Origin of the sequence: Gordonia jinghuaiqii, assembly GCF_014041935.1 — a bacterium.
GTDB classification, from domain to species: domain Bacteria; phylum Actinomycetota; class Actinomycetes; order Mycobacteriales; family Mycobacteriaceae; genus Gordonia; species Gordonia jinghuaiqii.
Genome location: NZ_CP059491.1, coordinates 3668771 through 3694272 on the forward strand (window position 1 = coordinate 3668771; position 25502 = coordinate 3694272).

The window sequence follows — 25502 nt, forward strand, 5'->3', positions numbered from 1 at the left end:
CTCCCATCAGACCGAGAACAGATGTCGTTCACGTGTCCTCAGGGCGTCGACGTGTTACATGAGCCTCTCTTCAGCACATCGAACAGGTGATCTGGGCTCCTGGTCACGGACTCGCACGCAGGCTCATGTCATTCGTGTGAAATCTGACGAAAACCGCCGTCTCGCCTTGGAAATCGTTCGCGAAATCGGCAGGGTGAAGACACCCCCGGTGCCGACACGACCGGGCCATACACGGGGGCCACGATCCCGAAACACGCACGAGGAGACACGATGACCACCCCGATCATGTCGAAGTCCGATGCTGCCGATCTCATCGTCGCGGCCCGGATCCGACAGGGACTCAGCTGGGCGACGATCGCCGAGAAGATCGAGGCGCCACTGGTGTGGACGGTCGCAGCACTCCTCGGGAAACACCCGGTCCCCGCGGAGAAGGCGACCGCGGTGGTCGAGCTACTCGGTCTCGGCGAGGGCGTCGCGGAGAGCCTGCGTCAGCAGCCCACCCGTACACCCGATGAAGCGGCGACCAGTGACCCCACGATCTACCGGTTCTACGAGGCACTGGATGTCTATGGCCCCGCACTCAAAGAGCTGATCCACGAGGAGTTCGGCGACGGCATCATGAGTGCGATCAACTTCAACATCGACATCAAGCGCCGCGCCGATCCGGGCGGCGACCGCGTCGTGGTGACCTTCGACGGCAAGTTCCTCGACTACAACTGGTGAGTTCGTCACTCCCCGCTCGCGCTCCTCGGCGGAGGGATCGGGGGCCGTCCGCGACGGGCGGATCAGTCTCCGTGACCGCCCGACCCGAACATGGCGACCAGTGTGGTCGTGCGGTTGTGCTCGGCGTGCTCGATGGCGAGCCTCTCGGCCAGCGGCCCGTCGCGACCCGCAATGGCGTCGGCGATCTCATGATGGTCGTGGGACACCGCATGGGGATCAGGGATCTGACGAACGAGCCATTGGACACGAAACAGCACGGGCGCCATGATCTCCCCGAGCGTCACGTTGTGTGAGGCGGTGACGAGCAACTGGTGGAAGAGCGCGTTGGCGTTGTGTGCCGCGGGGGCGTTGTCGGCGGCCACCGCGTCGTCGGCAGCCGTCACCGCCTGACGCAGAGCCCGCACATCAGCGTCGGTGCGATTCGCGGCCGCCTGCCGGCAGGCCACTGCCTCGAGGGCCTGCCGGATGTCGAAGAGCTCGGTGACGTCTCGTTCGGACCACGATCGCACCACCAGCCCGCGGGTCTTCTTCACCTCCAGGAAACCCTCGGCGCGCAGAGCCTGCAGGGCCTCACGTGCGGGCAGCCGGGACACTCCGTAGGTGTCGGCGACGTCGCGCTCCACCAGCCGGTATCCGGGCGGATACCGGCCGGTGATCACGTCCGACCGCAGGGCATCGAGGAGCTGCCCGGCCAGTGAACCTCCCGCGGCGCTGATCGACGCGGCCTCTGATGGTCTCGAAAGCATGATTCCCTCAGCTTATCGGCCACCCAGAGAGCCTCGTCACGTACTGCTCAGCGCCCTACGAACTCCGGTCGTCCCTCCTCGTGAAACGGGTAGAGCGCACGGAATTCGGCGGCCGCGTCGGCCATCGTCACGAACTCCACTCCCTCGAACGAGCCCCACCGGTCGAGCAGGCGCTCCAGCATGAGGAGAACCTGCGGCCGACCCGAGACATCCGGGTGCAGCGTCATCGGAATGACCGCGTAGTCGAGTTCGCGGTAGACCCAGTCGAACTGGTCGTTCCACATCTGCTCGATGTCACGGGGGTTGACGAAGCCGTGCGAATTGGCATGACCCTTGATGAACATCATCGGGGGCAGGTCGTCGACGTACCAGTTGCCGCAGAACTCGACGAGATCGATCTCGTGGCCGTGCTTGAGCGGGGTCATCCAGTGCGCCGCCGGCTTGGTCGTGTCGATCGGCGTCCACTCGTCACCCACCCGGGCGTAGAAAGGCACGAAGTCGTTGTAGTTCTGGGAGTGGTCGTAGGCGAACCCGTATTCGGCCAGGATCGACGCGGTGTGCTCACTCATCTCCCACCAGGGCGCCACATAGCCTTTCGGGCGCTCCCCACACAGGTCCTCGATGAGCGTCACACTCTTCGCCATGACGTCGCGTTCCTGTTCCGGCGTCAGGGAGCGCGGATTCTCGTGACTGTAGCCGTGCGCACCGATCTCATGCCCGGCCTCGACGCACATACGTGCCTGCTCAGGAAAGGTCTCGATCGAGTGCCCGGGCCAGAACCACGTGCCTCGGATGCCGCGTCGTTCGAGCAGCCGAAGCATCCGCGGCACGCCCACCTCACCGGCGAACACGCCACGTTGCATGTCATTCGGTGAATCCTCGCCCCCGTAGGAGCCCAGCCAGCCGGCACACGAGTCGACATCGACGCCGACCGACACCTGGATCTTCTTGTCTTTCACGGTTTTCGGAATCCTAACGATATTCGAGGAGTTCACCGACGGCGGCGCGGGCGGTGTCCATGGCGGCCAGATCCTGGGGGCTCCACGGCCTCTCGTCAAGGCTGTGGGCGGAGAGCCACGCGGTGACGGCACCGTCGCGCTCGACGGGCCCCAGGACCTGAGCTTTCACCCCGTAGACGTCTCGCAATGCCTGCGGCGGGAAGGGATGCTCGGTGAACGCGGGCTGAACCAGCACCCGTCGCGTCTCGTCGATCCACCGCACGGTCTCCAACGCGCGCTGATCGAGCGTCGGATCGTGCTGGATCGACCGCACACCCTCGGCACAGGACTCGGCGGCGCACAGGTCGACGTGCAGGCCGAGCCGGTCGTCGTCGACACGCAGGGTCGTCCGGTCGCATCCGGTACTGTTCCGCAGTTCGGTGACGACCGCACGGGCACGGTGCCGGAACGAGGCCTGCGCGAGGAATGCACCCCACCCCTGGATGGAAGCGTCGGGCGCTCCGGCGACCTCCATCGCCCACCACAGCGTGGCCGCGATGCTGTCGATCACCGGAATGCCGATCTTCGCCTCAACCGCCTCACTGACGACGGCCCCGTCGACATTGGTGCAGATGAGTGCGACGGCGTGCGGGTCACCGGACGCACATGCCTCGAGGAGCAGAGCCTCGACGTCCTCGCGTGGACGCGCCGCGAAACGGTAGTTCTCGGTGAGCCCCCAGTCGGCGTGTGCGGTGGTCGTGATGCCGTGGCGCTCGTACTCAGCGATGATCCGCTCGACCACATCGGCGGTGTACGGCGTGGCGATCGCGAGCCGAGTGACTCCGAAGTCGTTGCAGGCCTGCAAGATCGCCAGCGTCGACGTCGTCGCGGGAAGCCCCGTCTGACTGGTGATGGCGTCGCAGACGGCCCGATCATGGTCCACTCCCAGCCACGAGCCCGCGGTCCCGTTCCACACGATCACGTCGACCTTGGCGTCGGCGAGCAGGCCGGCGGCCGCGACCATGACATCGGCGTCGAAGCGGGCGCCGCTGCCATCTGCGGTGATCGCCTGCACCGGGATCCGCGTGGACACGAATGTCACGTCATCGCGGCCGGCGAGGAGTCGGGTGGTGGTCCCTTCCAGGGTCGTGTTCGACGAGGGAACGATCATTCCGATACGGATCACGAAGTGGCTCCTGTCATGGCGGTGGTGGATTCCTGCAGCTTGGGGGCGAGCCTGGTCGAGTAGTCGAGCACGAGGACCGAGACGGTCATGATCACGCCGGCGCCCACGAAGTACAGCAGCGCCCAGGTGTAGCCGCCCGTGGCGCCGACGATGAAGCCGACGGCCATCGGCGTCACGAACCCCGACACGTTACCCGCGAGGTTCATCGCACCGCCCAGGACACCGGCGTCCTCACGGCCGCCCAGGATCGCCGGCACCGACCAGAACAGGCCGACCCAGCGCAGGAAGAACAACACCACCGACAGCAGCAGGATGGCGGCCACCGGGCCGGGCATCAGGACCACGCCGATCAGTCCCAGGACCACGCAGACACCAGCGAATCCCAGCAGCGATCGCATCACCAGGTTGGTGTTGTGGCCCCGCTCCTTCAGTCGGTCGGCGAGCTGGCCGCCGATGATCTCACCGACGAAGCCGGAACCGAAGATCATGAACGTGGACCAGCCGATCTCGTTGAGATTGAAACCCTTGCTCTCCGAAAGGAACAGCGGCCCCCAGGTGAGCAGCCCGTAGAAGACTCCGTTGAAACCCAGCCAGCCCAGGCACATCGCCCAGAAGCTGCGGTACTTGACGTAGTGGAGCAGACCCGCCCGGCGTCCGGTCGAACGGTGATGAGCGGCCTCTTCGGCGTGTGCGGTCGTCAGGTAGTCGAGTTCGGCCTTGTCCATGGTGGGGTGCTCGGCCGGGGTGTCGCGGATGGCCCGCCACGCCCAGAAACCGAGCAGCATCGTCACCGCGCCGGCGACGATGAATGCCCATCGCCAGCTTCCCGTGAAAGCGATGAGACCAGCGATCGCGATGCCGCCGACCGCCGAGCCCAGCGGGGCGCCGGCGTCGAGGATGGTGGCGCCACGGCCGCGTTCTTTCTCGGTGAGGAACGCGGCGTTGAGCTTTCCGCCAGCGGGCATGATGGGCGCCTCGGTGACACCGATCAGTCCCCGCGCGACCGCCATCGTGCCGATGTTCGGGGCCAGACCGGAGAGTGCGGTGGCCCCACCCCAGCCGACGCACGCACCGGTGATGAGCTTGCGAGGACCGAACTTGTCGATCAGCCATCCGGCCGGGATCTGCATCGCGGCATAGGCCCAGAAGAATGCGGACAGCAGCAGGCCGGTGACCTCGGCACTGATGTGGAATTCCTCTTTGATCAACGGCAGCGCCACGGAGAGCGACCCCCGGTCGACATAGTTGACGGTGACCAAGAGGAGCAGCAGGGCGAACATACGCCAACGCGTGTTGGACATCCCGATGTATCCTTCGAATAGTTGGTAGTTGGTATACCAAATTGGTATGCCAAGAACGTAAGCGTGACGACGGCGATCCTCAAGCGCTTGCGGTAACCACTGGGTAAACTCTCCGACTTCACAGGCAGGACAATGGATCACCCACTCAACCCACGCACGGTGTGGGGCACCGCCGGAAACTATCCGACGCCCGAGCAGTCCTCGGCGCCGCCGCGGCCACAACTGTTCATCAAGAACAGCAACTCGGTGATCGGCGACGGAGAGCCCCTCCGCCTGTCCGGTTCCACGGCCCGCCGAGTGGTCTGCGAAGGCGAGCTGGCCGTCGTCATCGGACGCGAGTGCCGACGGTTGGCATCGTTGGACGAGGCCCGGGAGGCCATCGCGGGATACACCGTCGCCAACGACGTCACGGCCCGCGACCTCCAAGCCGTCGACGGCCACTGGGCGCGCGCCAAGGGTCTCGACGGCTTCTGCCCACTCGGCGCCGACCTGATCACGCCACGGAATGCGCCGGCCTGGCGCGATGCCGTCATCCGGACCACGATCGACGGACGCCTCGTCCAGGAAACCCCGGTCGCGAAAGCGTATGTCGGACCGGAAGCCCTCATCATGTGGGCATCAGCGCATTTCACCCTTCATCCGGGAGACGTCTTCCTTGTGGGCACACCCGATTATCTGCTTCCCCATCGCGAGGACGCTGCCGTGCTCCGCCCGGGCAACACCGTGCAGATCAGAATCGAGGGCATCGGGACGATCACGACGCCTGTCGTGTGATCTGTCGTGTGATGAGGGACAGCAGTTCGTCGCAGATCGACGTGCGCAGTCACACGGCCGCCGCGTCGTCGGCGAGCAGCTGCCGGCCAGTGCAGACGCGTCGTCAGTCCGACGCGGAACATGTTGCAGCAGAAAGACCCTCGACGCTCCGACGAAAATTCGCCGCCGGCGGCATATCGGTCCGGCGTCAGGCCGGTTCGCGCATCACCCCGACGTGCCGCACCGTCCCGGAGATGCCGGGGATCTGTTTCACCGGCGACCAGGTCCGCATCCCGTCCCGGCTGTCGGAGTACAGGTACCTGTTGTTCCGGTAGGCGTCGAGATACATCCGCCAGGCGCCATTCGGCAGCTGGATGACGGCGGGTCCCTCGACGAATGACCCCCAGTTCCCCGGCCTCACGAACCGGTAGGGCCCGAACAGCGATCCCGACACCGCATGCTGGATGAACTTCTTCGTCTCGTTCTTGGTGAACGCGTGATAGGTGGGACCGACCTTGATGACCGTGGTGTCGATGTGGTCGGCGCCGATGCTGAGGAGCGGGACCGGCGGACCCCAGACCCGCAGCCCCGGATCGAGTGCGGTCATCACGTAGGGCACGAAGCCGCCGCCGGTCGACATCGACAGGATCACGTTGACCCGGCCGCCTTCGACGAACCATTCGGGCGCCCAGGCCTTGGTGGTGAACGGTGACAGCGACGGACCGTCACTGGACCCGGCCGAGCCGGAGGAACCCGGCCCGCTCGACGACCCGAGCCCCTTGCCGTCGCCCGTACCCGGCAAGAAGGCGCAGCAGAGCGGGACCGGCCAGTTGTACAGGAAGTTCCAGTTGACCCGATCGCGACTGCGCGCGAATCCGATGTTCGCACCGTCGGCGGTCGTGTATGTGACGTAGTACCAGCCATCGGTGTGGCGGAAGATGCTCGCGTCGCGGACGTAGCCCGTCGGTGGCCGGTAGGCCGACTTCCGCAGCATGCGGAATTCGTTGCCGTCCGCGGACTCGTACACGTCCATGTCCCGGGCACTGCCGTTGCTGAACGCCACCATCGTGTACCGCCAGCCGGCGGCGGCGCTGTGCGGTGGTGCCGGGACCACCAGTCCCGCGATGGTCAACATCGCCACAACCACGGCGGCGAGGGCGAATCGTCTGGAAGGCTTCACCGGAGCAGTATCGACGACGTCGCCGGTGCGTGCGCCCCGTTGGTAACAGGGACACCCCAATCGTTACCGACCGCCCGGCGTCGACGGCGGTCCTCGGCGCGGTCGCTGACGAATTGTCCGACCATCAGACCGGACACCAGCCCCAGCCAGGTCGAGATCGTCGGTACCCAGGTCGCCAGCGGGTCGTCGACGCCGGTCGAGCCGTTCTCGAGCCAGCCGGCCAGCACGGTGGAGAACACGATCGCGAAGACACGGTTCAGCACGATCGAGAACGCGAGACACGCGCTCCGCGTCATCCAGCGGCGGTGTCCGGCGACGTCGCCGCCGCGGATCGCCCGGAGACCGGCGACCGTGAACGTCACCCACAACACCGCCAGCACCACGTTCGAGACCCGCGCCGACGGGCCGAAGGGACTCGCGAGTCCGATCGCGAACGCGCTCGGTCCCGCAACCGCGACGGCGCCGACATAGGTTCGGCCCTCGATCCTGTGCCACAGGCGATGTCGTCCGCGTCGAGCCGTCCACAACTGGCCGGCCGCACAGACCATGGCGACCGCCGCCGCCGCGACATGCACGACCACCAGCGGGTAATACCACCCCGGCTGTCCCGACACCGGCAACCGCGAACGTTCGGGACTCAGGGTCACATACGGATACACCGCGAAGACGACGAACATTGCGACAACGACCGCGAACACCATCCATGCGAGCACGACTCGTTTCTTCATGCGCATCACCGTCCTCGCCAGGATCTCGTGGCGCATCGCTCTCGAGAGGGAATCCGACTCACCCGAGCGGACCAGACAGACACACCGCAGGGTGAGGGACCAACACCTGAGATCCGCCCCCTGTGGTTGACAGGAAACTTGCAGCTTCTTGGTGACCTACTCACAGCCAACCCGGGCACCGTGGTGGCGTGAACGCATTTCAGCCCCCCGGTGACCACACGCCGGCCCCCGAGAACACGTCCCATCCACATCCGACCCACCCACATCCGACCCCGCCGCCCCACGGCAGCTGGCCGCGCGACCCCGGATGGCAGAACGACCCGATCGCCCCGCCGCCCGCACCGAGCCCGCCGGCATCCTCGACCCTGCGTGCCGGGGTGTCGAAGCCGATCGTCGTCACTGCGCTCCTCGCGGGTCTGCTGGGCGGCGTCATCGGCGTCGGCGGCAGCGCGCTGCTCGATCAACCCAGCAGCAGCGCCGCCGTGCCGACGCTGAGCTCACAGCCCGCCGACACCGTTACCGCCGCCGACGTCGAGCCCGGCTCGGTGACCTACGCCGCGAAGGTGGCGTCGAAGTCCACTGCCGACATCAAGATCCAGACATCGAACGGCACCGCGGTGGGCAGCGGGATCGTGCTCTCGCCCGACGGATACGTGCTGACCAACCATCATGTGGTCGCCGGGGCCGGTTCCGGCAGCAAGATCGTGGTCACCACCGGCGACGGCACACAGCACTCCGCCACGATCACCGGCACCTCCCCCTCCTACGACCTGGCGGTCATCAAGCTCGACGGCGCGTCGGGGCTTACCCCGGCGACTCTCGGCGACTCCGACGACCTGCAGGTCGGCGAGCAGGTGGTGGCGGTCGGCAGCCCGGACAGCCTGTCGAACACGGTGACCTCCGGCATCATCAGCGCGCTGTCGCGCACGGTCACCGCCGGCGACGAGAGCGGTTCTGCGGTCACCGTGTACAACGGCCTGCAGACCGACACCCCCATCAACCCCGGCAATTCGGGTGGGCCGCTGGTGAACCTGCAGGGTCAGGTGATCGCGGTGAACTCGGCCGTGGACACCGGTCAGGCCGCCAGCGGCGGACTTCAGACCTTCGGTCTCGGCTTCGCCATCCCGATCAACACCGCCCAGCGCATCGCGAACCAGCTCCTGCAGGACGGCGAGGCCACCAAACCCGTACTGGGCGTGTCGGGTTCGCTGTCGACCACCAGCGCCGAGGAGGGTGCGACGGTGTCGACGGTCCAGGACGGTGGGCCCGCCGACAAGGCCGGCATCTCACAGGGCGACGTGATCACGAAGATCGGTGACACCCCCGTCGCCGACTACGCCGATCTGATGGCCCAGGTGCTCACACATGCACCGGGTGAGACGGTGCCGGTGACCATCGGTTCGGGATCGGGTGCCCGCACCGTCCAGGTGAAGCTGGGCAGCACCGTCGACAAAGAGCAGACGACTGTCCCCGAGTCCGGCGGCGATTCCGGTGGAGATTCCCGACTCCCCTTCGGCGGCAACCCCTTCGGTCGGATCCCGTGATGATCCGACGACGCGGTGAATTCAGCGCTTCGTCAGATTTTGCGCGAGCATCACGAGAATGTCGCTAGGACCGCGAACATACGTCAGCTTGTAGACGTTCTCGTACGTCGCAACACCGCGTAGCGGATGACAGCCGTGCCGCGCGGCGATCTCGAGAGCCGCGTCGATGCCGCCACGCGATCTCGGCGTCGCACATAGTTGACCAGCGGCAACACCTCGACGGCGATGCGAGCTCTTCGGTCTCGCGCTCGACATCCACCCCTCGACGATAGGGCCGCCCGACTCGACGAGTGGCACCGGTCGCCTCAGACGTTGAAGCGGAACTCCACCACGTTCCGTCACAGAACAACCTGTGCAGCCGACACCTCCGCGTCCACGACGCGGTTTAACTCGCCGTGGAGCCGATGAACGGAGTACGCGACTGGGCCCAGCCCGAACGACGCCGTGTCGAGCGGTCAGAGCCGGGCCCAAGCGCGCCAGTTCACCCCGCTCAGGGAACCACCGATTGGACGATCTCGGCGATGCGCTTCTCCGTGGGCTCGTCGAGGGTCTCGAAGTACCATGCTGCGGGCATCAGTGTTCCGTCGGAAGCGCCTGCGGGGACGAGCGCGACCTTCTCGGTGAGAGCAAGGTTGACGCGTTCGTCGTTACGCAACGTCACCAGTGCAGGCGTGCTCGCGGAGAGCGCATAGGCCGGCATGCCGTACCAGATCCGCGGCTTCAGCGTGGGCGCGGCAGCCACGATGACCTCATGCACTCGCTGCATGAGTGACCGCCGCGGTTCGTCCATCTTCGCGATCTTGTCGACCACCTGGGCAAGGTTCTTCTCGTCCTTCGATGCCATGTCATGTCCTCTCGTCAGCCAATGCCTCGCATCGGCAGTTGAAGTCGGCGCAATCACGCGCCGCACCTCATCCGGACATGTCCCGCGCGAGTCGGGCCTCTCCGCAATGTTTCAGGCCACCCGCGCCTGGAAGTGCAGTCGGCAGCATCCGCTGCCACACTGAGGATAACGCACGCTCTTGCAACGGCGCAGGCCGAAACAGAGCAGGTCAGGACTCTTCTCGGCGATTCGATCACACGTTGAAGCGGAACTCCACCACGTCGCCGTCCTTCATGACGTAGTCCTTGCCCTCCATGCGCACCTTGCCCGCAGCCTTCGCCGCGGCCATCGAGCCGGCGGCGTCGAGGTCGTCGAAGGAGACGATCTCGGCCTTGATGAAGCCCTTCTCGAAGTCGGTGTGGATGACCCCGGCGGCTTTGGGTGCGGTGTCGCCCTGGTGGATCGTCCACGCGCGCGATTCCTTCGGGCCCGCGGTGAGGTAGGTCTGCAGGCCGAGGGTGTGAAAACCGGCGCGCGCCAACGACGTCAGGCCCGGCTCCGACTGCCCGATCGAGTCGAGCAGCTCCTGGGCGTCCTCGGCGTCGAGTTCGAGGAGTTCGCTCTCGACCTTCGCATCGAGGAACACGGCGTCGGCGGGTGCGACGGCGGCGCGGAGTTCGGCCTTGCGCGCCTCGTCGGTGAGGACGCCCTCGTCGGCGTTGAAGACGTAGAGGAACGGCTTGGCCGTCATCAGGTGCAACTCGCGCACCGACGACAGGTCGAACGAATCCTTCTGCGAGAACAGCGTTTTGCCGCTGTCGAGGAGTTCCTGTGCCTGCTTGGCCGCGGCGAGGGTCTCGGCGAGATCCTTGTTCTTGCGCGCTTCCTTCTCGAGGCGAGGGATCGCCTTCTCGAGGGTCTGCATGTCGGCCAGGATCAGCTCGGTCTCGATGACCTCGATGTCGGCGAACGGGTCGACGCGACCGTCGACGTGGACGACGTCGTCGTCGGCGAAGACGCGCACCACCTGGCAGATCGCGTCGGCCTCGCGGATGTTGGCGAGGAACTGGTTGCCCATGCCCTCACCCTCGGAGGCGCCCTTGACGATGCCGGCGATGTCGACGAACGACACCGTGGCCGGCAGGATGCGCTCGCTGCCGAAGATCTCGGCGAGACGCTCGAGTCGCTTGTCGGGCAGTTCGACCACGCCGACATTGGGCTCGATCGTGGCGAACGGATAGTTCGCCGCAAGCACGTCGTTACGGGTCAGGGCATTGAACAGGGTCGACTTACCGACGTTGGGCAGACCGACAATTCCCAGGGTGAGACTCACGGGGGCCGAGTCTATCGGCAGCGGCTCGCGCACCCCGAGGTGCGTCGGCCGTGAGGGTCAGTCCCGGTCGAGCAACCCCTTGACCGGGTTCGGTTTCTCCCCCGGCGGCTCCTCGTCGGGAACGCCGATCTGGGTTGTCACCGGCGCCCCCTGCGGTGGCAGGGTCTCGCCGGCCCGTTCGGCTATCCGTTCGTTCAGGTAGCGCAGCACCACCGCGATCGACGACGCTGCGGGTACGGCGAGGAAGGCCCCGGTGATACCGAACAGCGTGCCGCCCAGCGTCACCGACAGCAGCACGATCACCGCGTGCAGGTCCATCGACTTTGCCTGCAGCCACGGCTGGAGCACATTGCCCTCGAGCTGCTGCACGGCCAGGATGATGCCGAGCACGATGAGCGCCGTCGTCAGACCGTTGGAGACGAGCGCGATCAACACCGCGAGGGCACCGGCGACGAACGCTCCGATGATCGGGATGAAGCCGCCGAGGAACGTGATCACCACGAGCACCCCGGCGAGCGGCACGTTCAGGATGAACAGGCCCGCGCCGATCAGTGCGGCGTCGACGAAGCTGACGACCGCCTGCGTGCGGATGAACCCGCCGAGGCTGTTCCACATCCGGGTGAGCACCTCGCCGACGTGGGTTCCCGACGGCTTGCCGACCGAGCGGTCCAGCCACGGCACGAACTTCGGTCCGTCCTTGAGGAAGAAGAAGACCAGCACGATGCTCGTGAACAGCGTGATGAGCACCGACGTCGCGGTGCCGACTCCGCTGAACACCCCGGCGGCGATGGCCGACGCGCTCGACTGGAGCCTGTCGGTGATGGTGTTCACGATGTTGTCCAGCTGCTCGTCTTTGATGTTGAGCGGCGGACCCTGTATCCAGTCCTGGAGTTTCCGGACGCCGTCGGTGGCACGATGCGCGAGCTCGGGTGCCTGGTCGACGATCGACGGCACGATCAGGCCGATCACGCCGCCGAGGACGCCCAACCCGACCAGCATCATCACCAACGACGCCGCTGCCGCGGGAACGCCGTGGTTGCGCATCCACCGCACAGGCGGCCAGAGGATGGTGCACACGATGATCGCGAACAGGACCGGCAGTAGAATCACCCAGAACTTGCCGAGCAGCCAGGTGATCACCCACAACGCGGCCGCGACCAGCACGATCTGCAGTCCGAACATGGCGCAGGCCTGGAGACCGGACATCATCACCTGGGCACGGGTCGGGTAGGTGGTCTTCTCGCCACCGCCGAGAACGGCGTCGCCGCCGAGCACGGCATCGGCACTCATATGACCCGCATCCGACGTGGCGTCGTTCGAGCCGTTATCGTCGCGCGAGTTCTCCGGGCTGTCGGTCACCGGTGGATCCTCACATACCGTGGCGACAATGCGACATCGACCACCGCTCAGCGGCGACGCAGCTTCCGTCCGAGGAACCGGATGAGCGAGTTGATCGCCTCGAGCTCGACGTCGACTTGATTGAAGCCCGGCACGATGTCGTCGGCGAGTTCGTCTCCGGTGGCGGTGACGCCGAGGTCGGCCTCCTCGGCGCACGCGCGCCGGATCGTCTCCGGCCCGTAGAGGCCCATCATCATCTCCAGGCCCCACGCGGGGAGAGCCGACAGTGGCAGGTCGTCGTGCCGGCTTCCGCGGTGGCCGTCGAACCGTGTGGTCATGGCGTCATCGTGCCATAAGCGTGTAACCCAGATCACATCTTTGCCCACTCGCCGGGAGCCCGTTGCCATGTCCGATTCCCGCCAGCTCCGCGGCAGCCCTGATGAGACAGTGGTGTGGTGACCACAGCATCCGCCACATCGAGCGTCACCGGGGCCGCCCCGGACTTCGATCGGTGCTACCGCGCGTTGCAGGCACGGGACCCCCGCTTCGACGGACAGTTCTTCGTCACCGTCCGCACCACCGGGATCTACTGTCGTCCGTCGTGTCCCGCGCAGACGCCCCGGCCGCAGAACGTCGCCTTCGTGCTCACCGCGGCGGCCGCCCAGCAGCAGGGTTTCCGCGCATGCCGACGATGCGCTCCCGATGCCGTGCCGGGGTCGCCGATGTGGAACGTCAACGCCGACCTGTCGGCTCGTGCGATGCGGCTCATCGCCGACGGCGTCGTCGAACGTGAGGGCGTCGACGGCCTGGCGGCGCGCCTGCGGTATTCGCCGCGACACCTCAACCGCGTCCTGACCGACCACCTCGGGGCCGGTCCGCTCGCGTTGGCCCGGGCGCACCGCGCGACCAATGCGCGCGTCCTCATCCAGTGCACGGCCATGCCGATGACCGACGTGGCCTTCGCCGCAGGTTTTGCCAGTGTGCGGCAGTTCAACGACACCATCCGGGCGGTCTTCGGTCTCACCCCGACGCAACTTCGGCGACTGCGCACCCGCCGCGACCGCCACGTGGACTCGGCGCCGGGCAGTGTCACGCTGCGACTCCCCTTCCGTACGCCCTACCGGTGGCCGTGGATGCGATGGTTTCTGTCCGCGCACGCCGCCGCGGGTGTCGAGACAGTGGTCGACGACCCCGCCGCGCCCCTCGGCTGGCGATACCGCCGGGTGATCGCGCTACCGCACGGCCCGGCCCTCGCCGAGGTCGAGCCGCACGAGGACCACGCCGCGGTCGCACTGTCACACCTCGACATGCGGGATCTGGGGGCCGCGGTGAATCGTCTCCGGCGTCTGCTGGACCTCGACGCCGACATCACCGCCGCCCAGGACGCACTCGCCGCAGATCCGACGCTCCGCCCCCTCATCGACGACGCCCCCGGCCTACGGGTGCCGGGCAGCCTCGACGCCGGCGAGACGATCATGCGCACGATGCTCGGCCAGCAGGTCAGCCTCGCCGCCGCACGCCGGCAGGTCGACCTGCTCGTCGACGCCCTCGGTGAACCGCTGGAGGCCGCGGCCGAATCGGGACAGCCGGCGCCGAAGGCGTTCCCGACCGCCACGGCCGTCGCCGAGCGGGGACGGGAGGTGCTGCGCGGTCCGCGACGCCGGATCGACGCCGTCATCGGCGTCGCCGAGGGACTTGCCGACGGCCGGGTGGAACCACATGCGGGGGTCGATGCGTCAGACCTACGTGCGCAACTTCTCGAGTTGCCCGGTATCGGTCCCTGGACCGCCGACATCGTCACCATGCGCGTGACCGGCGATCCCGACGTCCTGCTCGCCGGCGATCTCGTCGTCGCCCGGGCCGCCGCCGACCTCCGACTCGACCTGCACGACGCACATCACTGGGCCCCTTGGCGTTCGTACGCGACGATGCACCTGTGGCGATATCGACTCGACGCCGCGGGCCACGCCGTGTGACGACATGACACCTGACGACCGGACCCGTCCCGCACCACCCCCGCCAACTCGACTCCGACTCTCGACTCCGACACCTCAGGAGAGTGACATGTCCGCACCCACCACCACCGCCGCGGCGACCACCGAGCCCGCCGCCACCGGCGGATTCAGCACCGTCGAGACCCCCAACGGCCCGTTCACGGTCATCGCCGACACCGATCATCGTGTTCTGGCCTCCGGATGGACCGACGACCCCGACTATCTGTCGGCGCTCATCCATCGGGCGCTGCGCCCGACGTCGACGCTCCGCTCGGAATCGCTCGGCTCCATCACCGACGCGGTGTCGGCGTACTACTCGGGCGACCACGCCGCCCCGTCGGCGATTCCGGTCGTGCAACGCTCGGGCGGGGAGTTCCTGGAGAAGGCGTGGGATGCACTGCGGAAGGTCGAGGCCGGGTACCCGGTCACCTACACGCGTTTCGCCGAGCTCGCCGGTGAGCCGGCCGCAGTCCGCGCCGCCGCCACTGCGTGTGCGCGCAACGCGGCGGCGCTCTTCGTGCCGTGCCACCGCGTGAAGCGCAGCGACGGCACCCTCGGCGGATTCCGGTACGGGCTGTCGACCAAGCAGTGGTTGCTCGACTTCGAGGCGCCCGAACCGGTTTTGTCAGGGGTGTCCGACACCATCGGGGGATGATCGCAGCTGCCCTCTCCCTCGTGTTCGGCGTCGCCCTCGGTATCGCACTGGGCTGGTGGGCTCACGCCGCACGCAGCGCGGCGGTCGTGGCCGGCGCCCGCGCCGAGGTGGAGATGCTGCGCGGGAGCCGCGAAGACGTCGCGTCGTCGCTGTCCTGGGCCACCGAGGACGCGGCCCGCAGGCAGTCGACGGCGATCGGCAGTCAGGTCCAGCACATCGTCGAACCGTTGCGAGCGAATCTGGCGCAGCTCGCCGAGGAGCTCCGGCGGGTCGAGTCCAACCGGATCGGCGCCTACGCGGGCCTGTCGGAGCAGGTCCGCGGAATCCAGGCGGCGTCGCTCGCGCTCAACGACCAGACCCGACAGCTGGCCAACGCCCTGCACAGTTCGCATGTCCGCGGCCGGTGGGGTGAGGTGCAGCTGGAGCGGGTCGTCGAGCTCGCCGGGATGACCAAGCACTGCGACTTCAGCACGCAGGTGTCGGTCAAGGACCGCGGCCCCAACGGATCGGGCCACAACGGATCAGGCTCCGGCGGGTCGGGCGGTCTCAACGGGTCCGGCACCTCGACGCTCCGCCCCGACCTGGTCGTGCACCTCGCGGGCGGGCGGGACATCGTCGTCGACGCCAAGGTCCCCCTCGACGCCTATCTCCGGGCCGCCGAGGCGACGGACCCCGCGACCCGGGACCGGCTCATCGGCGAGCACGCACGTGCGCTCCGGAGCCACATCGCTCGACTGTCGGCCAAGGCGTACTGGACGGCGTTCGACAACACCCCGGAGATGGTGGTGCTGTTCCTGCCCGGTGACGTCGTCCTCGAAGCCGCCGCCCGTACCGACCCCGACCTGCTGGAATACGGGTTCGCCCGCAACGTCGTCATCGCAACCCCGACGACGCTCATCGCCCTGCTGCGAACGGTCGCACTCGGGTGGCGCCACGACGCGATGGCCCGCGACGCCGCTGTCATCCACGACCTCGGACTTCAGCTCCACCAGCGACTCGCCGGTGTCCTCGGCCACCTCGGGACGCTCGGCACGTCGTTGCAGCGCACGGTGGACGCCTACAACTCGACGATCGGGTCGGTGGAAAGTCGCCTGGGTGTCACCGCGCGGCGTCTGGCCGAGCTCGACGCCCTGGGAGACGTGGCCGACCCCCCGGAACCGCCGGTGATCCACGACACCTGCCGATCCGCGGGAACGTTCGCCGCACCTGCGGCGACGACCGCGCCGGAACCCGCGCCACGGCCCGCCGGTGGAACGATTTCCGTCGATGAACCGGTACCGTGACCATGTGCCTTCCCCGCAACGTCTACAGACCGCGGTACCACCGGACCAGCAGTCCGTGTTGCCCGCGGTCCGCGGTGTGCCGTGGTGGGGTGCCGTTCTCCTGGCAACCGGGATCACGGCCCTCGGCGCGGCGATCGACGCCGGCAGCAACGACTCACTCGGCTCGATCTACAAGTTCTGCTACCTCGTCGGCTGTGTGATCGCCGCGTTGGCCGTCCGCCGACGTGCGCTGTTCACCGCCGCCGCGCAGCCGCCGCTCATCGCCTTCTTCGTCAGCATCGTCACCCTGTACGGCCTCAACTCCGAGCAGGCGTCGACGGGATTGAAGAGCCTGATCTTCAGCGTCTTGCTGCCGGTGGCCGCGGACTTCCCCTGGATGGCCACGACCTTCGTCGTGACGCTGGCACTGGTGGTCGCGCGGTGGTTCCTGACCCGCGACACCTCTGGCAGCGGCCCCGCCAAGGCCGGTGCCGCCAAGAGCAGGACCCCCGACCCCGAGAGCAGCACCCCCAAGCGCGGCACCCCGAAGAGCAGGACCGCCGACACCCGGTCCGCCAAGGCCGGTGAGGCCGCCACCGACCGAGCCCGATCGGCCACCCCGAAGCCGCCGGCCGCCACACCCCGCTCGCCGAAGCCGCGCACGACCAGCACGACCAGCACCGCCGAGCGGCCGCCTGCGCCCGCACAGCCCTCGGCCGGGCACCGCGTACCCACCGGACAACGTCGGCCCGTGGCCGACCTGGGCGCGCCGGATCTCACACCGTCCGACCTGTCCCCCGCCGATCTCGGGCCGACTGATTTCCCGGCCTACGAGTCCGCGAACGACACCCCGTCGGCCGGCACCGCAGATTCTCGCTCCTGAGGCGTTCCGGCCGTCAGATGGACCGGTTCACGCCGGCGAATTCGAGTTCCAGCCAGCGACCCAGCCGGCGAGCGGCGGCGTCGACGAGGTCGGGCCAATCCATCGCGCCTTCGTCGGCGTTGTCGGTGACGGCCTTGACCAATCGGCACGGAACGTCGAACTGGGCACTGACATGTGCCACTGCGCAGCCCTCCATGTCGACGAGGTCGGCGTGCCGGGCGAGCTCCTCGCGTCGTACCGGGTCGGCGACGAATGTGTCGCCTGAAGCCAGTACGGTGCCGTCGCCGTCGGGCAATTCCCAGCGGTCGGTCATCTCGTAGCCCATGGCACGCAGTTCGGCGCTGCTGATGTCGTGTTCCAGGACGGCCGACGGCAGGAACACACCGAGGGCGTCGTTGCTCGTGACGCCGTCGCGCAGTGCGCCGGCGGTGCCGATGTTGATGACCTGACGCACCGGCGCGCCCGAGGCGAGTTCGCGGCTCAGCGCCATCGTGGCGCGCACCTTGCCGATGCCGGTGACCAGCAGGCGGGAACCTGACGGCACATGGCGGGCCTCGGCCCGCGTCGCCGAGACGATCAGCACACTGTCCTGGGGTACACCGTTGCGAGACACCGGTCGATTATCGCCCGCGTCACCCGCGGGCGAGCGCCGAGGACTCCCGTGCAGCGCGACCCAGCGAGGCGCCGTAGCCGGGGCCGTGCCCCGCGGCGTGTACGGCGAGCGGGTGCAGCTGGTGCACGGCGACCCTGTCCTGCCATCCGGCCACCAGCGGATGCTCGTCGGCGTATGCGCCGAGGATCTCGTCGAGCAGTGGGCAACCGAACAGCGCGAGCATGGCGAGATCTGTTTCGCGGTGCCCGCCGTGCGCGGCGGGGTCGATCATCACGACCCCGCGCGAGGTCCACATCACGTTGCCGTTCCACAGGTCCCCGTGAATGCGTGACGGGGGTTCGCCGTCGTCGAAGACGCCGTCGGCGATCAGCTCACAGGCCTCGCGTACCGCGTCCTCGTCCGCCGCGGTGAGGTTTCCCGCGTCGCGCGCGGGCCGCAGGTAGGGTTCGACGCGTTCGCGTGCGTAGAACCGGCCCCATGAGTCGTATTCGACGGAGCTGAGTTCCCGGCGCCCGATGAACAACTGCCCAGCAAACGGTCGGCCATCGGAATCGTACGGCGGAGAACCGAAGTGGGGCACGGCGGCGTCGTGCATGCGCGCCAGGGCGACGCCGAATGTGCGTGCCGCCTCGCGGGTCGGGCGTGCGGAGTCGAGTTGTTCGAGTTCGATGGCCTCCTCGCCGACCGAGATCACCCTGACCACGGGCGCACCGGCGTCGGCGAGCCACCGTAGTCCGGCTGCTTCGGCCGCGAAGAAATCCGGATGTCCGCCGGCGGGTCCGCTGCCGCGCAGGGTCTTCCGGAAAACGGGTGTCACCGGGTGGAGTGTTCGTCGGCCGCCCGCGCCTCGAGGCTCTTCGCGCTGATCCGTGCGAGCTTGTCGAATCGGTCGTTGGCCACACGCATGACGATCTCGTAGGGCAGCGCGAACTTGCGGGCCCACCAGTATCCGAAGCGGATGTCGAACGAGGTGTACACCATGAAACGGTTCTTGCGAATTCCTTTGAGTATTGCCGCCGCCGCGGTCTCCGGCGACACCGCCACTTTGTGAAATCCGTTGATGGCAGCCTTGACCCGCGGATTGTCGCGGTCGATCCCGACGATTTCCACCGAGTCCACCAGCGGGGTGTCCACCCCGCCCGGACACACCAGAGACACGCCTATCCCGTGGCGGCGCAGGTCGAAACGGAGCACCTCGGAGACGCCGCGGATGCCGAACTTGCTGGCACTGTAGGCGGCGTGCCACGGCATCGCCAGCAACCCCGCAGCCGATGACACATTGACGAGGTGACCTCCCGATCCACGTCGAATCATCTGCGGGACAAAGGATTCGATGATGTGAATCGGGCCCATCAGGTTGACGTCGACGAGCTTGCGCCAGTGCCGGTGCTCGAGGTTCTCCACGGTTCCCCATGCCGAGATGCCCGCGATGTTCATGACCACGTCCATCACACCCACCTCGGCGTCCACCTGACGTGCGAAGCCGGCGACCCAGTCGTAGTCGGAGACGTCGCCGGCAACGTGGTACAGCACCGCCCCGTCGGCGCGGGTGATCGCGGCGACGACCTCGTCGAGCTGGTCGGCATGCAGGTCGGTGAGCACGAGCTCGGCGCCCTGCGCGGCCGCGGCCTGCGCCGTGGCCCTGCCGATCCCGCTCGCGGCTCCGGTGATCAACACCTTGCGGCCCCGCAGCGACGGTACCGGGGTGTCCATGTACAACAGCTCTTTCACGCCCATGACGCGAGGTTAGCCGTCTCGCGCGGTCCGCCTGCGCCGATCGACGGATCGGCAGGTCAGGTCAGCCGACCGGCAGCTTCCCGTCGAACAGCCCGTACACGATCGTCAGCATCGCCTTGAGAACCTGCGCCGACACGTCCTGGCCCTGGGTCATCAACAGCGCGACGATGGCCTCCGGATCCTCGGTGGCGGCGAGCTGTTCGATGAACGGGATGACCGCCGACAGTCCGCTGGCGTCGTCCGCCTGCGGCGTCGTCGGTGCCGGGGCGACGCCGGCTGCGGAGTTGCCGTTGACGTAACGCAGGATGCCGTCGGTGATGGCCATCGCGTACTTGACCTGACCGTCGCGCCCGGCCAGCGCCTTGGCCTCGGCCGGATTCGACAGGTTGCCCATCTCGATGAACACCGCCGGCACCTTGGTGAGGTTCACCGCGGCGATGTCGGAGCGGGTCTGGATGCCGTTCTGGACCCCGGCGTAGTTGGCCGAGGGAAATCCCGCCTTGAGGAAGGCGTCGCGCATCGCCGTCGACGCCTTGCGACCCTCCCCCGACTGCACCCGGTTGACCGTGGGGTCCGGGATCGGCAGCGACGGCACGATCATGTGGAAGCCCTTCTTGGACCCGTCCGTACCGGTGGACGTCGAGTCGGCGTGCAGGCTGACCGCCACCGCGGCCCCCGAGCGGCCGGCCGCCGCGGCGCGTTCGTCGACGCAACCGCCCCAGCCGGTGTCGTCGGGGCGGCTGAGGACCACGCGCGCACCCTGGCTCTCCAGCCCGGCCTTCACCAGCTCGGTGATCTGCCAGTTGACGGTGTGCTCCTTGGCGCCGTTGACGCCGGTCGCACCACTGGTCTGGCAGTCCTTCTTGCCGCCGCGGCCGTCGGGGACCTGCGCTCGCAGGTTGTGACCGGCCGCGCTCGCCTGATGACCGGGGTCGAGGAAGATCGTCTTCCCGGCCAGCGCGGTTCCGCGTGCGGGTTCCGCCGAGGCGGGCGCCACCACCAGGTTCGACGCGACCACCGTCGACGCCGCGGCCACGACGGCGACGGCGATCGCCGTCATCCGCTTTCTCATTCCGTTTTGAAACATCGGCGTATCGAGGCGACGCTTCCGCACCGGAGTACTCGTCACTCGCCTCACTCCCTCCCGTTGAGCACCACTGGCCACACTTGTCACAGGCTTAACAGTGAAGCAGCCGTGCGGTGGTTTGCGAAATGCGCGACCAGGGCCGATGGGATTTCGTTAGGGAGATGTGACTTCCGGACCGGCGTGTGTGCGTGACACGCCCGCCCCCTCACGCCTGCAGGTGACGCAGCACACCGAGGATGCCGTTGGGGTCCGCCTCGTCGCCGGGTTGTGCGACCGCGGCATCGAGTTCGGCGCGTACGGCCGCGGCATCGAGTCCACGGCCGATCGCCACCAACTCGGTCGACGGCCGGTCGTCGCCCCATCCCTCACGCTGTACACGGACAAAGCCGCCGACGCCGTGCACGACGAATCTGTGCCGGTGTTTCGGCACGTCGAAATGCACGATGCCCTTGATCCGGAAGCATCCGCTCGGCGGCCGTTCGAGAAACCTGGCCAGCCGGCGCGGGTTCATCGGGTCATCGCTGGAAAAGGACACCGACTCGTACTCCGCGTGCAGATGCGCGTGCCGGCGGTCTTCGGTCTCCTCGAGCAAGAGCTCGTCGAGGGCCAGTTGACCGTCGGGCCGGGTCTCCGCGACCTCGGCCACATCGAACAACATCACCGGATCGATCGCCGCCTCCCGCGTCGCCACTCGCGCGCCGGTCGGATTCAGTTGCGCAACAAGACTTTCGACGCGGCGCATCGCCTCCGCCGAGATCAGGTCGGCCTTGTTGACGAGGATGAGATCGGCGATCGCGATGTGCGCGTCGATCTCGGGATGAGCACGGCGCACGTCGTCGATGTGCGCCGCGTCGACGACGTAGACCAGTCCGCCGTAGCGCAACCGTGGGTCCGGCACCGCGGTGACCATCCGGATGAGCGACTTGGGTTCGGCGATCCCGCTGGCCTCGATGACGATCGCATCGATCCGCGCACCGGGGCGGGCCAGCGAGGTCAACGCGTCGGCGAGCCCGTCGGCGTCGACGGTGCAGCACATACAGCCGTTGCTGAGGCTGACCGCACCGTCGGCCTGTGCCGACACCAGCAAGGCGTCGATGTTGACCGACCCGAAGTCGTTGACCAGCACACCCAGGCGGGTGCCGGTCGTGCCCGCCGCGCGCAGGAGGTGGTTGAGCAGCGTGGTCTTGCCCGAGCCGAGGTAGCCGGCGACCACGATCACCGGAACCGGGGCACGACGCCGCGCCGGCCGGTGCGTGTTCAGTCCAGGCATGCCGCGCAGATCACCGCGAGCTCGCGGCCGTCTCGATCGGGATGGTTCGCGACGTTGCTCGTCGGGGCGCCGCACTCGACGCACCGGCCGAGCACCTCGGCATGATCGGAGAACTCCGTGCTCATCCGGTTGTCGAAGACATACAGCGAGCCCTTCCACAGTCCGTCGTCACCGTACTGCTCGCCGTAGCGGACGATGCCGCCGTCGAGCTGATAGACCTCGGTGAACCCGCGGTGCTTCATCAACGTGCTCAGCACCTCGCACCGGACCCCACCGGTGCAGTAGGTGACCACCGGACGGTTCTTCAGATGGTCGAAGGCCCCGCTCTCGATCAGAGGCACGAAGTCGCGCGTCGTCTGCGCCTTGGTGGTGACCGCCCCGGCGAAGTGCCCGACCTCGGCCTCGATCTCGTTGCGACCGTCGAAGAAGACCACGTCATCGCCGCGCTGATCGACCAGCTCATGTACCTGCTCGGGGGTGAGTCGGGTCCCTGTCCCGATCACGCCGTTCTCGTCGACGTCGATCTCGTCGGGAACCCCGAAGGTGACGATCTCCGGGCGCACCCGAACACTCAGACGCGGGAAGTCCTCTCCGGTGCCCTCCGACCATTTGATGTCCGCGTCGGCGAACCCGGGGTACGCGCGCGTCGTCCTGACGTAGCGTTTGACCGCGGAGATGTCACCGCCGACGGTGCTGTTGATCCCATGGCGTGACACGATGATCCTGCCCCGCAGCCCGAGCGACTCGCATACCGCCAGTTGCCACAACCGGATGGCCTCGGGATCGGGCAGCGGAACGAAGACGTAGAACAGAACGATCTTGGGGGTCGACACAGTGCAAGGGTACGGAAATCGTCCACCGCGCCCGCAATGCCCGCCCCGACGCCGACCGCCCCATTTCGGTCGCGTGATCTGTGCAACTATCGCAATCGTCGCGGCGTCGGTGTCGATCACGGTCGCCGGATGCTCATTGCCCACCGACACCCAACCGTCACGAATCGTCATTCCACCGACCGACGAGTTGTCGACGGTGACCGAGATCGAGTCGGCGTCGACGCCTTCGACAAGCGGCACGGACACGGCACAGAATTTGCCCGACTGGACGATCGGACGGGTTGTGGCGCTCGCCCCGCGGGTGGACAATTCTCGTTTCCATCAGGGCTCGGTGACCCCTGATTCACCGTTGCAGGACTCCTCGGGTTTCCATTTCTCCATACCGGACGGCACGGTCAATTGCTCGACCGGAACCAACGGCTCCGCCACGCTGGCGTGCCGTATCGATGACGACGACGACCCGGACACCTCCCCGTCGCGGAGCGCATCGTCGCGCGCTTCGGCCGCCTGCGACTGGGCAGGCGATTTCGCGACCCTGAGTTCAGAAGGTCCGCAACGCGGTGCGTGTGCCAATCGCTATCCGGTTCTGTATCGCAGTTCGATAGTCGACTTCGGTCACACGATTTCCATTTCACGATTCTCATGCCTCGTTGAGACCGTCGGGTTGTTTTGTCTCGAATCGCGATCCAAGGCCGGCTTCTCGGTCGCATCTGGTCGATACCGGACGATCTATGCCGCCGATCGCGCACCCGAATCCTTGGTGAGTCTGACGCCCGAAGAATCGGACGAAACGTCCGAGATCTCATCCTCCGTGACGCCCACCACTCGGACAAGCCGGACGTCGAGCCGCCCCACGAGCCCTCGAAATCCGACATCGAACAGCAGCACGGCCCCCACCCGATAACAATCTCGTGCGTTCCGACTTCCCTAACGCATTGTTTTACTTTATGGTCTAGGCGGGGGTTCTCAGCAGGTACTCATGATTCGGGTCTAAGCTGTGCACCGAAGAATAGATCAAAACGGGGTGGAGAAGGTTAATGAACCTTGCACGGCCGTCTTGGTCGGATGACACAATTCGAGGGGACAAGTAATTCATGGCGAAAAAGGAAATTGTTCAGGTCATCGACGATCTCGACGGCAAGGTGCTCGATCAGTACGAGACCGTCCGTTGGTCGCTGGACGGAAAGAACTACGAGTTCGATACTTCGTCGAAACACGCGCAGCAATTCCGCGACTCGCTCTCGAAGTACGTCGACATCTCCCGCCAGACCGGCCGTGTCACCAAGCGTGCAGCCGCGACAGCGACCGCATCAGGCGGTCGCAACAAGGAGACCACCAAGGCCATCCGCGAGTGGGCCATCAAGGAGGGTTACGAGCTGAGCGATCGCGGCCGTATCCCGCAGAGCATCATCGAGGCCTTCGAAGCCGCTCACTGACGGCTCGTCCGACCCAACCATCGAGCTCAGACCCACCGCCCGGCCGCAGATCATCGCGCCGGGCGGTCGGTGTCTGCCGGAGACGTCACCGTGAAGTCCTTCGAGCCGCTCACCTCACCGGTCGACCCGGTCGAGGCGTTGACCCGTATCTCCTGGCTCCTCGAACGACGCCGCGAGAGCACCTATCGCGTGGAGGCGTTCCGCCGCGCGGCACGTGCCGCTGACCGGCTCGACCCATCGGAACTGCGCGATCGTTCCGCCGCGGGCACCTTGACCGCGATCGACGGCATCGGCAAGACCACCGCGGCCGTCATCACCGAATCGGTCGACGGGCGCTTGCCGACTTACCTGTCCCGTCTGCAGGACGACGATCCGCCGATCTCGCACGATGGCGCCGACGCGATGGTCGATGCGGTGCGCGGCGATCTGCATGCGCACACCGAATGGAGCGACGGCGGTGCCTCGATCGACGAGATGGCCTCGGCTGCAATGTCATCGGGACACGAGTGGCTGGCCATCACCGACCACTCGCCGCGCCTGACGGTGGCCAACGGACTCGACGCCCAGCGATTGGCGTCGCAGATCGAGGTCATCGATGATTGGAACCGACTACATGCCAACGGTTTTCGGCTCCTACGTGGAATCGAGATCGACATCCTCGACGACGGGGCTCTCGACCAGTCCGATGAGATGATCGCGCGTCTCGACGTCGTCACCGCGTCGGTACACTCCCATCTTCGAATGCCGCACGACGCCATGACTTCTCGGCTTGTCGCCGCGGTCTCCGACCCGCGCGTGCACGTCCTCGGCCACTGCACGGGCCGTCGTGTTCTCGGTGGCCGCGGCCACCGTCCCCCGTCGACGTTCGACGCCCGAACCGTTTTCGAGGCGTGCGCGGCCAACAACACCGCGGTGGAGATCAATTCACGCCCCGAGCGCGTGGACCCGCCCGATGAACTCATCGAGATCGCACTCGCCGCGGGATGTCTGTTCGCGATCGATTCCGACGCGCACGCCCCCGGGCAGCTGGAGTTCAAGATCCTCGGCGCGCAGCGGGCGGTGTCCCATCAGATCGACCCCGAGCGGATCGTCACGACATGGTCGTCGGAGAGACTGCTGGACTGGATCTCCCGGTGAGC

General features: G+C 67.2%; 26 protein-coding genes and 1 pseudogene. 10 read left to right on the top strand and 17 right to left on the bottom strand.

Annotated elements, in window-relative coordinates:
* Positions 1–270: 270 nt before the first annotated feature.
* Positions 271–723: a cyanase gene (cynS, locus tag H1R19_RS16415; RefSeq protein WP_219849585.1), complete on the top strand. Its 453-nt coding sequence runs from the start codon at positions 271–273 to the stop codon at positions 721–723.
* Between the two features lie 62 nt (positions 724–785).
* Here cynS and H1R19_RS16420 read toward each other — a convergent pair whose 3' ends face one another.
* From H1R19_RS16420 to H1R19_RS16435, 4 genes are read right to left on the bottom strand one after another with little or no spacing between them, the layout of a single operon-like run.
* Complete coding sequence (locus tag H1R19_RS16420) at positions 786–1469, bottom strand: GntR family transcriptional regulator (RefSeq protein WP_219849586.1); 684 nt, start codon at positions 1467–1469, stop codon at positions 786–788.
* A gap of 47 nt (positions 1470–1516) precedes the next feature.
* A complete protein-coding gene (locus H1R19_RS16425) occupies positions 1517–2428 on the bottom strand; it encodes a polysaccharide deacetylase family protein (RefSeq protein ID WP_188327461.1) in 912 nt (303 codons plus the stop codon).
* Between the two features lie 13 nt (positions 2429–2441).
* Positions 2442–3593 carry an aspartate racemase/maleate isomerase family protein gene (locus tag H1R19_RS16430; protein ID WP_188327460.1) on the bottom strand — a complete coding sequence of 384 codons (1152 nt, stop codon included), beginning with the start codon at positions 3591–3593 and terminating at the stop codon, positions 2442–2444.
* A complete protein-coding gene (locus H1R19_RS16435) occupies positions 3590–4894 on the bottom strand; it encodes an MFS transporter (RefSeq protein ID WP_188327459.1) in 1305 nt (434 codons plus the stop codon). The genes H1R19_RS16430 and H1R19_RS16435 overlap by 4 nt, the downstream gene beginning before the upstream one ends.
* A 132-nt stretch (positions 4895–5026) precedes the next feature.
* Here H1R19_RS16435 and H1R19_RS16440 point away from each other — a divergent pair, with 132 nt between their 5' ends.
* Positions 5027–5668, top strand: coding sequence for a fumarylacetoacetate hydrolase family protein (locus tag H1R19_RS16440; RefSeq protein WP_219849587.1), 642 nt, complete (start codon positions 5027–5029; stop codon positions 5666–5668).
* A gap of 187 nt (positions 5669–5855) precedes the next feature.
* Here the strand turns inward: H1R19_RS16440 and H1R19_RS16445 are convergent, their stop codons facing one another.
* Together H1R19_RS16445 and H1R19_RS16450 are read right to left on the bottom strand one after the other, a co-directional pair.
* The gene (locus H1R19_RS16445) at positions 5856–6782 is read right to left on the bottom strand and encodes a glycoside hydrolase family protein (protein ID WP_372631527.1); all 927 of its coding nucleotides are present in this window, start codon (positions 6780–6782) and stop codon (positions 5856–5858) included.
* 41 nt (positions 6783–6823) lie between these two features.
* On the bottom strand, positions 6824–7555 hold the full coding sequence (locus H1R19_RS16450; RefSeq protein WP_219849588.1) for a DUF2306 domain-containing protein: 732 nt from the start codon (positions 7553–7555) through the stop codon (positions 6824–6826).
* Positions 7556–7743: 188 nt separating this feature from the next.
* Between H1R19_RS16450 and H1R19_RS16455 the strand changes: the two genes are divergently transcribed.
* Complete coding sequence (locus H1R19_RS16455) at positions 7744–9099, top strand: S1C family serine protease (RefSeq protein WP_244970731.1); 1356 nt, start codon at positions 7744–7746, stop codon at positions 9097–9099.
* Between the two features lie 21 nt (positions 9100–9120).
* Here H1R19_RS16455 and H1R19_RS23270 read toward each other — a convergent pair.
* From H1R19_RS23270 to H1R19_RS16475, 5 genes and pseudogenes are all read right to left on the bottom strand, one after another.
* Positions 9121–9267: pseudogene (locus tag H1R19_RS23270) on the bottom strand (VOC family protein); the annotation flags it as partial.
* A gap of 322 nt (positions 9268–9589) precedes the next feature.
* Entirely contained in the window at positions 9590–9943 is a 354-nt protein-coding gene (locus H1R19_RS16460; protein ID WP_188327456.1) for a DUF1801 domain-containing protein, read from the bottom strand.
* Between the two features lie 232 nt (positions 9944–10175).
* Positions 10176–11255, bottom strand: coding sequence for a redox-regulated ATPase YchF (ychF, locus tag H1R19_RS16465; RefSeq protein ID WP_188327455.1), 1080 nt, complete (start codon positions 11253–11255; stop codon positions 10176–10178).
* A 57-nt stretch (positions 11256–11312) separates the two neighbouring features.
* Positions 11313–12545 (bottom strand): AI-2E family transporter, encoded by a 1233-nt coding sequence (locus H1R19_RS16470; protein ID WP_372631525.1) that lies wholly within the window; start codon positions 12543–12545, stop codon positions 11313–11315.
* Positions 12546–12661: 116 nt separating this feature from the next.
* On the bottom strand, positions 12662–12931 hold the full coding sequence (locus H1R19_RS16475; RefSeq protein WP_244970732.1) for a hypothetical protein: 270 nt from the start codon (positions 12929–12931) through the stop codon (positions 12662–12664).
* Positions 12932–13048: 117 nt separating this feature from the next.
* Between H1R19_RS16475 and H1R19_RS16480 the strand changes: the two genes are divergently transcribed.
* The 4 genes from H1R19_RS16480 (at position 13049) to H1R19_RS16495 (ending at position 17387) form a co-directional block, all read left to right on the top strand.
* Entirely contained in the window at positions 13049–14569 is a 1521-nt protein-coding gene (locus H1R19_RS16480; protein WP_188327453.1) for a DNA-3-methyladenine glycosylase 2 family protein, read from the top strand.
* A gap of 88 nt (positions 14570–14657) precedes the next feature.
* Positions 14658–15242, top strand: coding sequence for a methylated-DNA--[protein]-cysteine S-methyltransferase (locus H1R19_RS16485; RefSeq protein ID WP_188327452.1), 585 nt, complete (start codon positions 14658–14660; stop codon positions 15240–15242).
* A complete protein-coding gene (locus tag H1R19_RS16490; RefSeq protein ID WP_188327451.1) occupies positions 15239–16525 on the top strand; it encodes a DNA recombination protein RmuC in 1287 nt (428 codons plus the stop codon). Before H1R19_RS16485 ends, H1R19_RS16490 begins: the two co-directional genes overlap by 4 nt.
* A 4-nt stretch (positions 16526–16529) precedes the next feature.
* The gene (locus tag H1R19_RS16495; RefSeq protein WP_219849590.1) at positions 16530–17387 is read left to right on the top strand and encodes a DUF6542 domain-containing protein; all 858 of its coding nucleotides are present in this window, start codon (positions 16530–16532) and stop codon (positions 17385–17387) included.
* Positions 17388–17400: 13 nt separating this feature from the next.
* On the opposite strand, the gene H1R19_RS16500 is transcribed toward H1R19_RS16495, so the two are convergent.
* The 6 genes from H1R19_RS16500 to trhO form a co-directional block, all read right to left on the bottom strand.
* A complete protein-coding gene (locus H1R19_RS16500) occupies positions 17401–18000 on the bottom strand; it encodes a nucleosidase (RefSeq protein WP_188327449.1) in 600 nt (199 codons plus the stop codon).
* Between the two features lie 19 nt (positions 18001–18019).
* Positions 18020–18817, bottom strand: coding sequence for a fructosamine kinase family protein (locus H1R19_RS16505; protein ID WP_219849591.1), 798 nt, complete (start codon positions 18815–18817; stop codon positions 18020–18022).
* The gene (locus H1R19_RS16510; protein ID WP_188327447.1) at positions 18814–19737 is read right to left on the bottom strand and encodes an SDR family oxidoreductase; all 924 of its coding nucleotides are present in this window, start codon (positions 19735–19737) and stop codon (positions 18814–18816) included. Before H1R19_RS16510 ends, H1R19_RS16505 begins: the two co-directional genes overlap by 4 nt.
* Positions 19738–19798: 61 nt before the next feature.
* On the bottom strand, positions 19799–20797 hold the full coding sequence (locus H1R19_RS16515; protein WP_372631368.1) for an N-acetylmuramoyl-L-alanine amidase: 999 nt from the start codon (positions 20795–20797) through the stop codon (positions 19799–19801).
* Between the two features lie 232 nt (positions 20798–21029).
* Entirely contained in the window at positions 21030–22094 is a 1065-nt protein-coding gene (locus tag H1R19_RS16520) for a CobW family GTP-binding protein (RefSeq protein WP_219849592.1), read from the bottom strand.
* Complete coding sequence (gene trhO / locus H1R19_RS16525) at positions 22082–22927, bottom strand: oxygen-dependent tRNA uridine(34) hydroxylase TrhO (RefSeq protein ID WP_219849593.1); 846 nt, start codon at positions 22925–22927, stop codon at positions 22082–22084. Before trhO ends, H1R19_RS16520 begins: the two co-directional genes overlap by 13 nt.
* 1 nt (position 22928) lies before the next feature.
* Between trhO and H1R19_RS16530 the strand changes: the two genes are divergently transcribed.
* The 3 genes from H1R19_RS16530 to H1R19_RS16540 all read left to right on the top strand — a co-directional run bounded on the left by H1R19_RS16530 (position 22929) and on the right by H1R19_RS16540 (position 25500).
* Positions 22929–23831 carry a hypothetical protein gene (locus tag H1R19_RS16530; RefSeq protein WP_219849594.1) on the top strand — a complete coding sequence of 301 codons (903 nt, stop codon included), beginning with the start codon at positions 22929–22931 and terminating at the stop codon, positions 23829–23831.
* Between the two features lie 190 nt (positions 23832–24021).
* Positions 24022–24363, top strand: coding sequence for a histone-like nucleoid-structuring protein Lsr2 (locus tag H1R19_RS16535; RefSeq protein WP_188327442.1), 342 nt, complete (start codon positions 24022–24024; stop codon positions 24361–24363).
* 90 nt (positions 24364–24453) lie between these two features.
* Positions 24454–25500 (top strand): PHP domain-containing protein, encoded by a 1047-nt coding sequence (locus H1R19_RS16540; protein WP_219849595.1) that lies wholly within the window; start codon positions 24454–24456, stop codon positions 25498–25500.
* Positions 25501–25502: the final 2 nt, after the last annotated feature.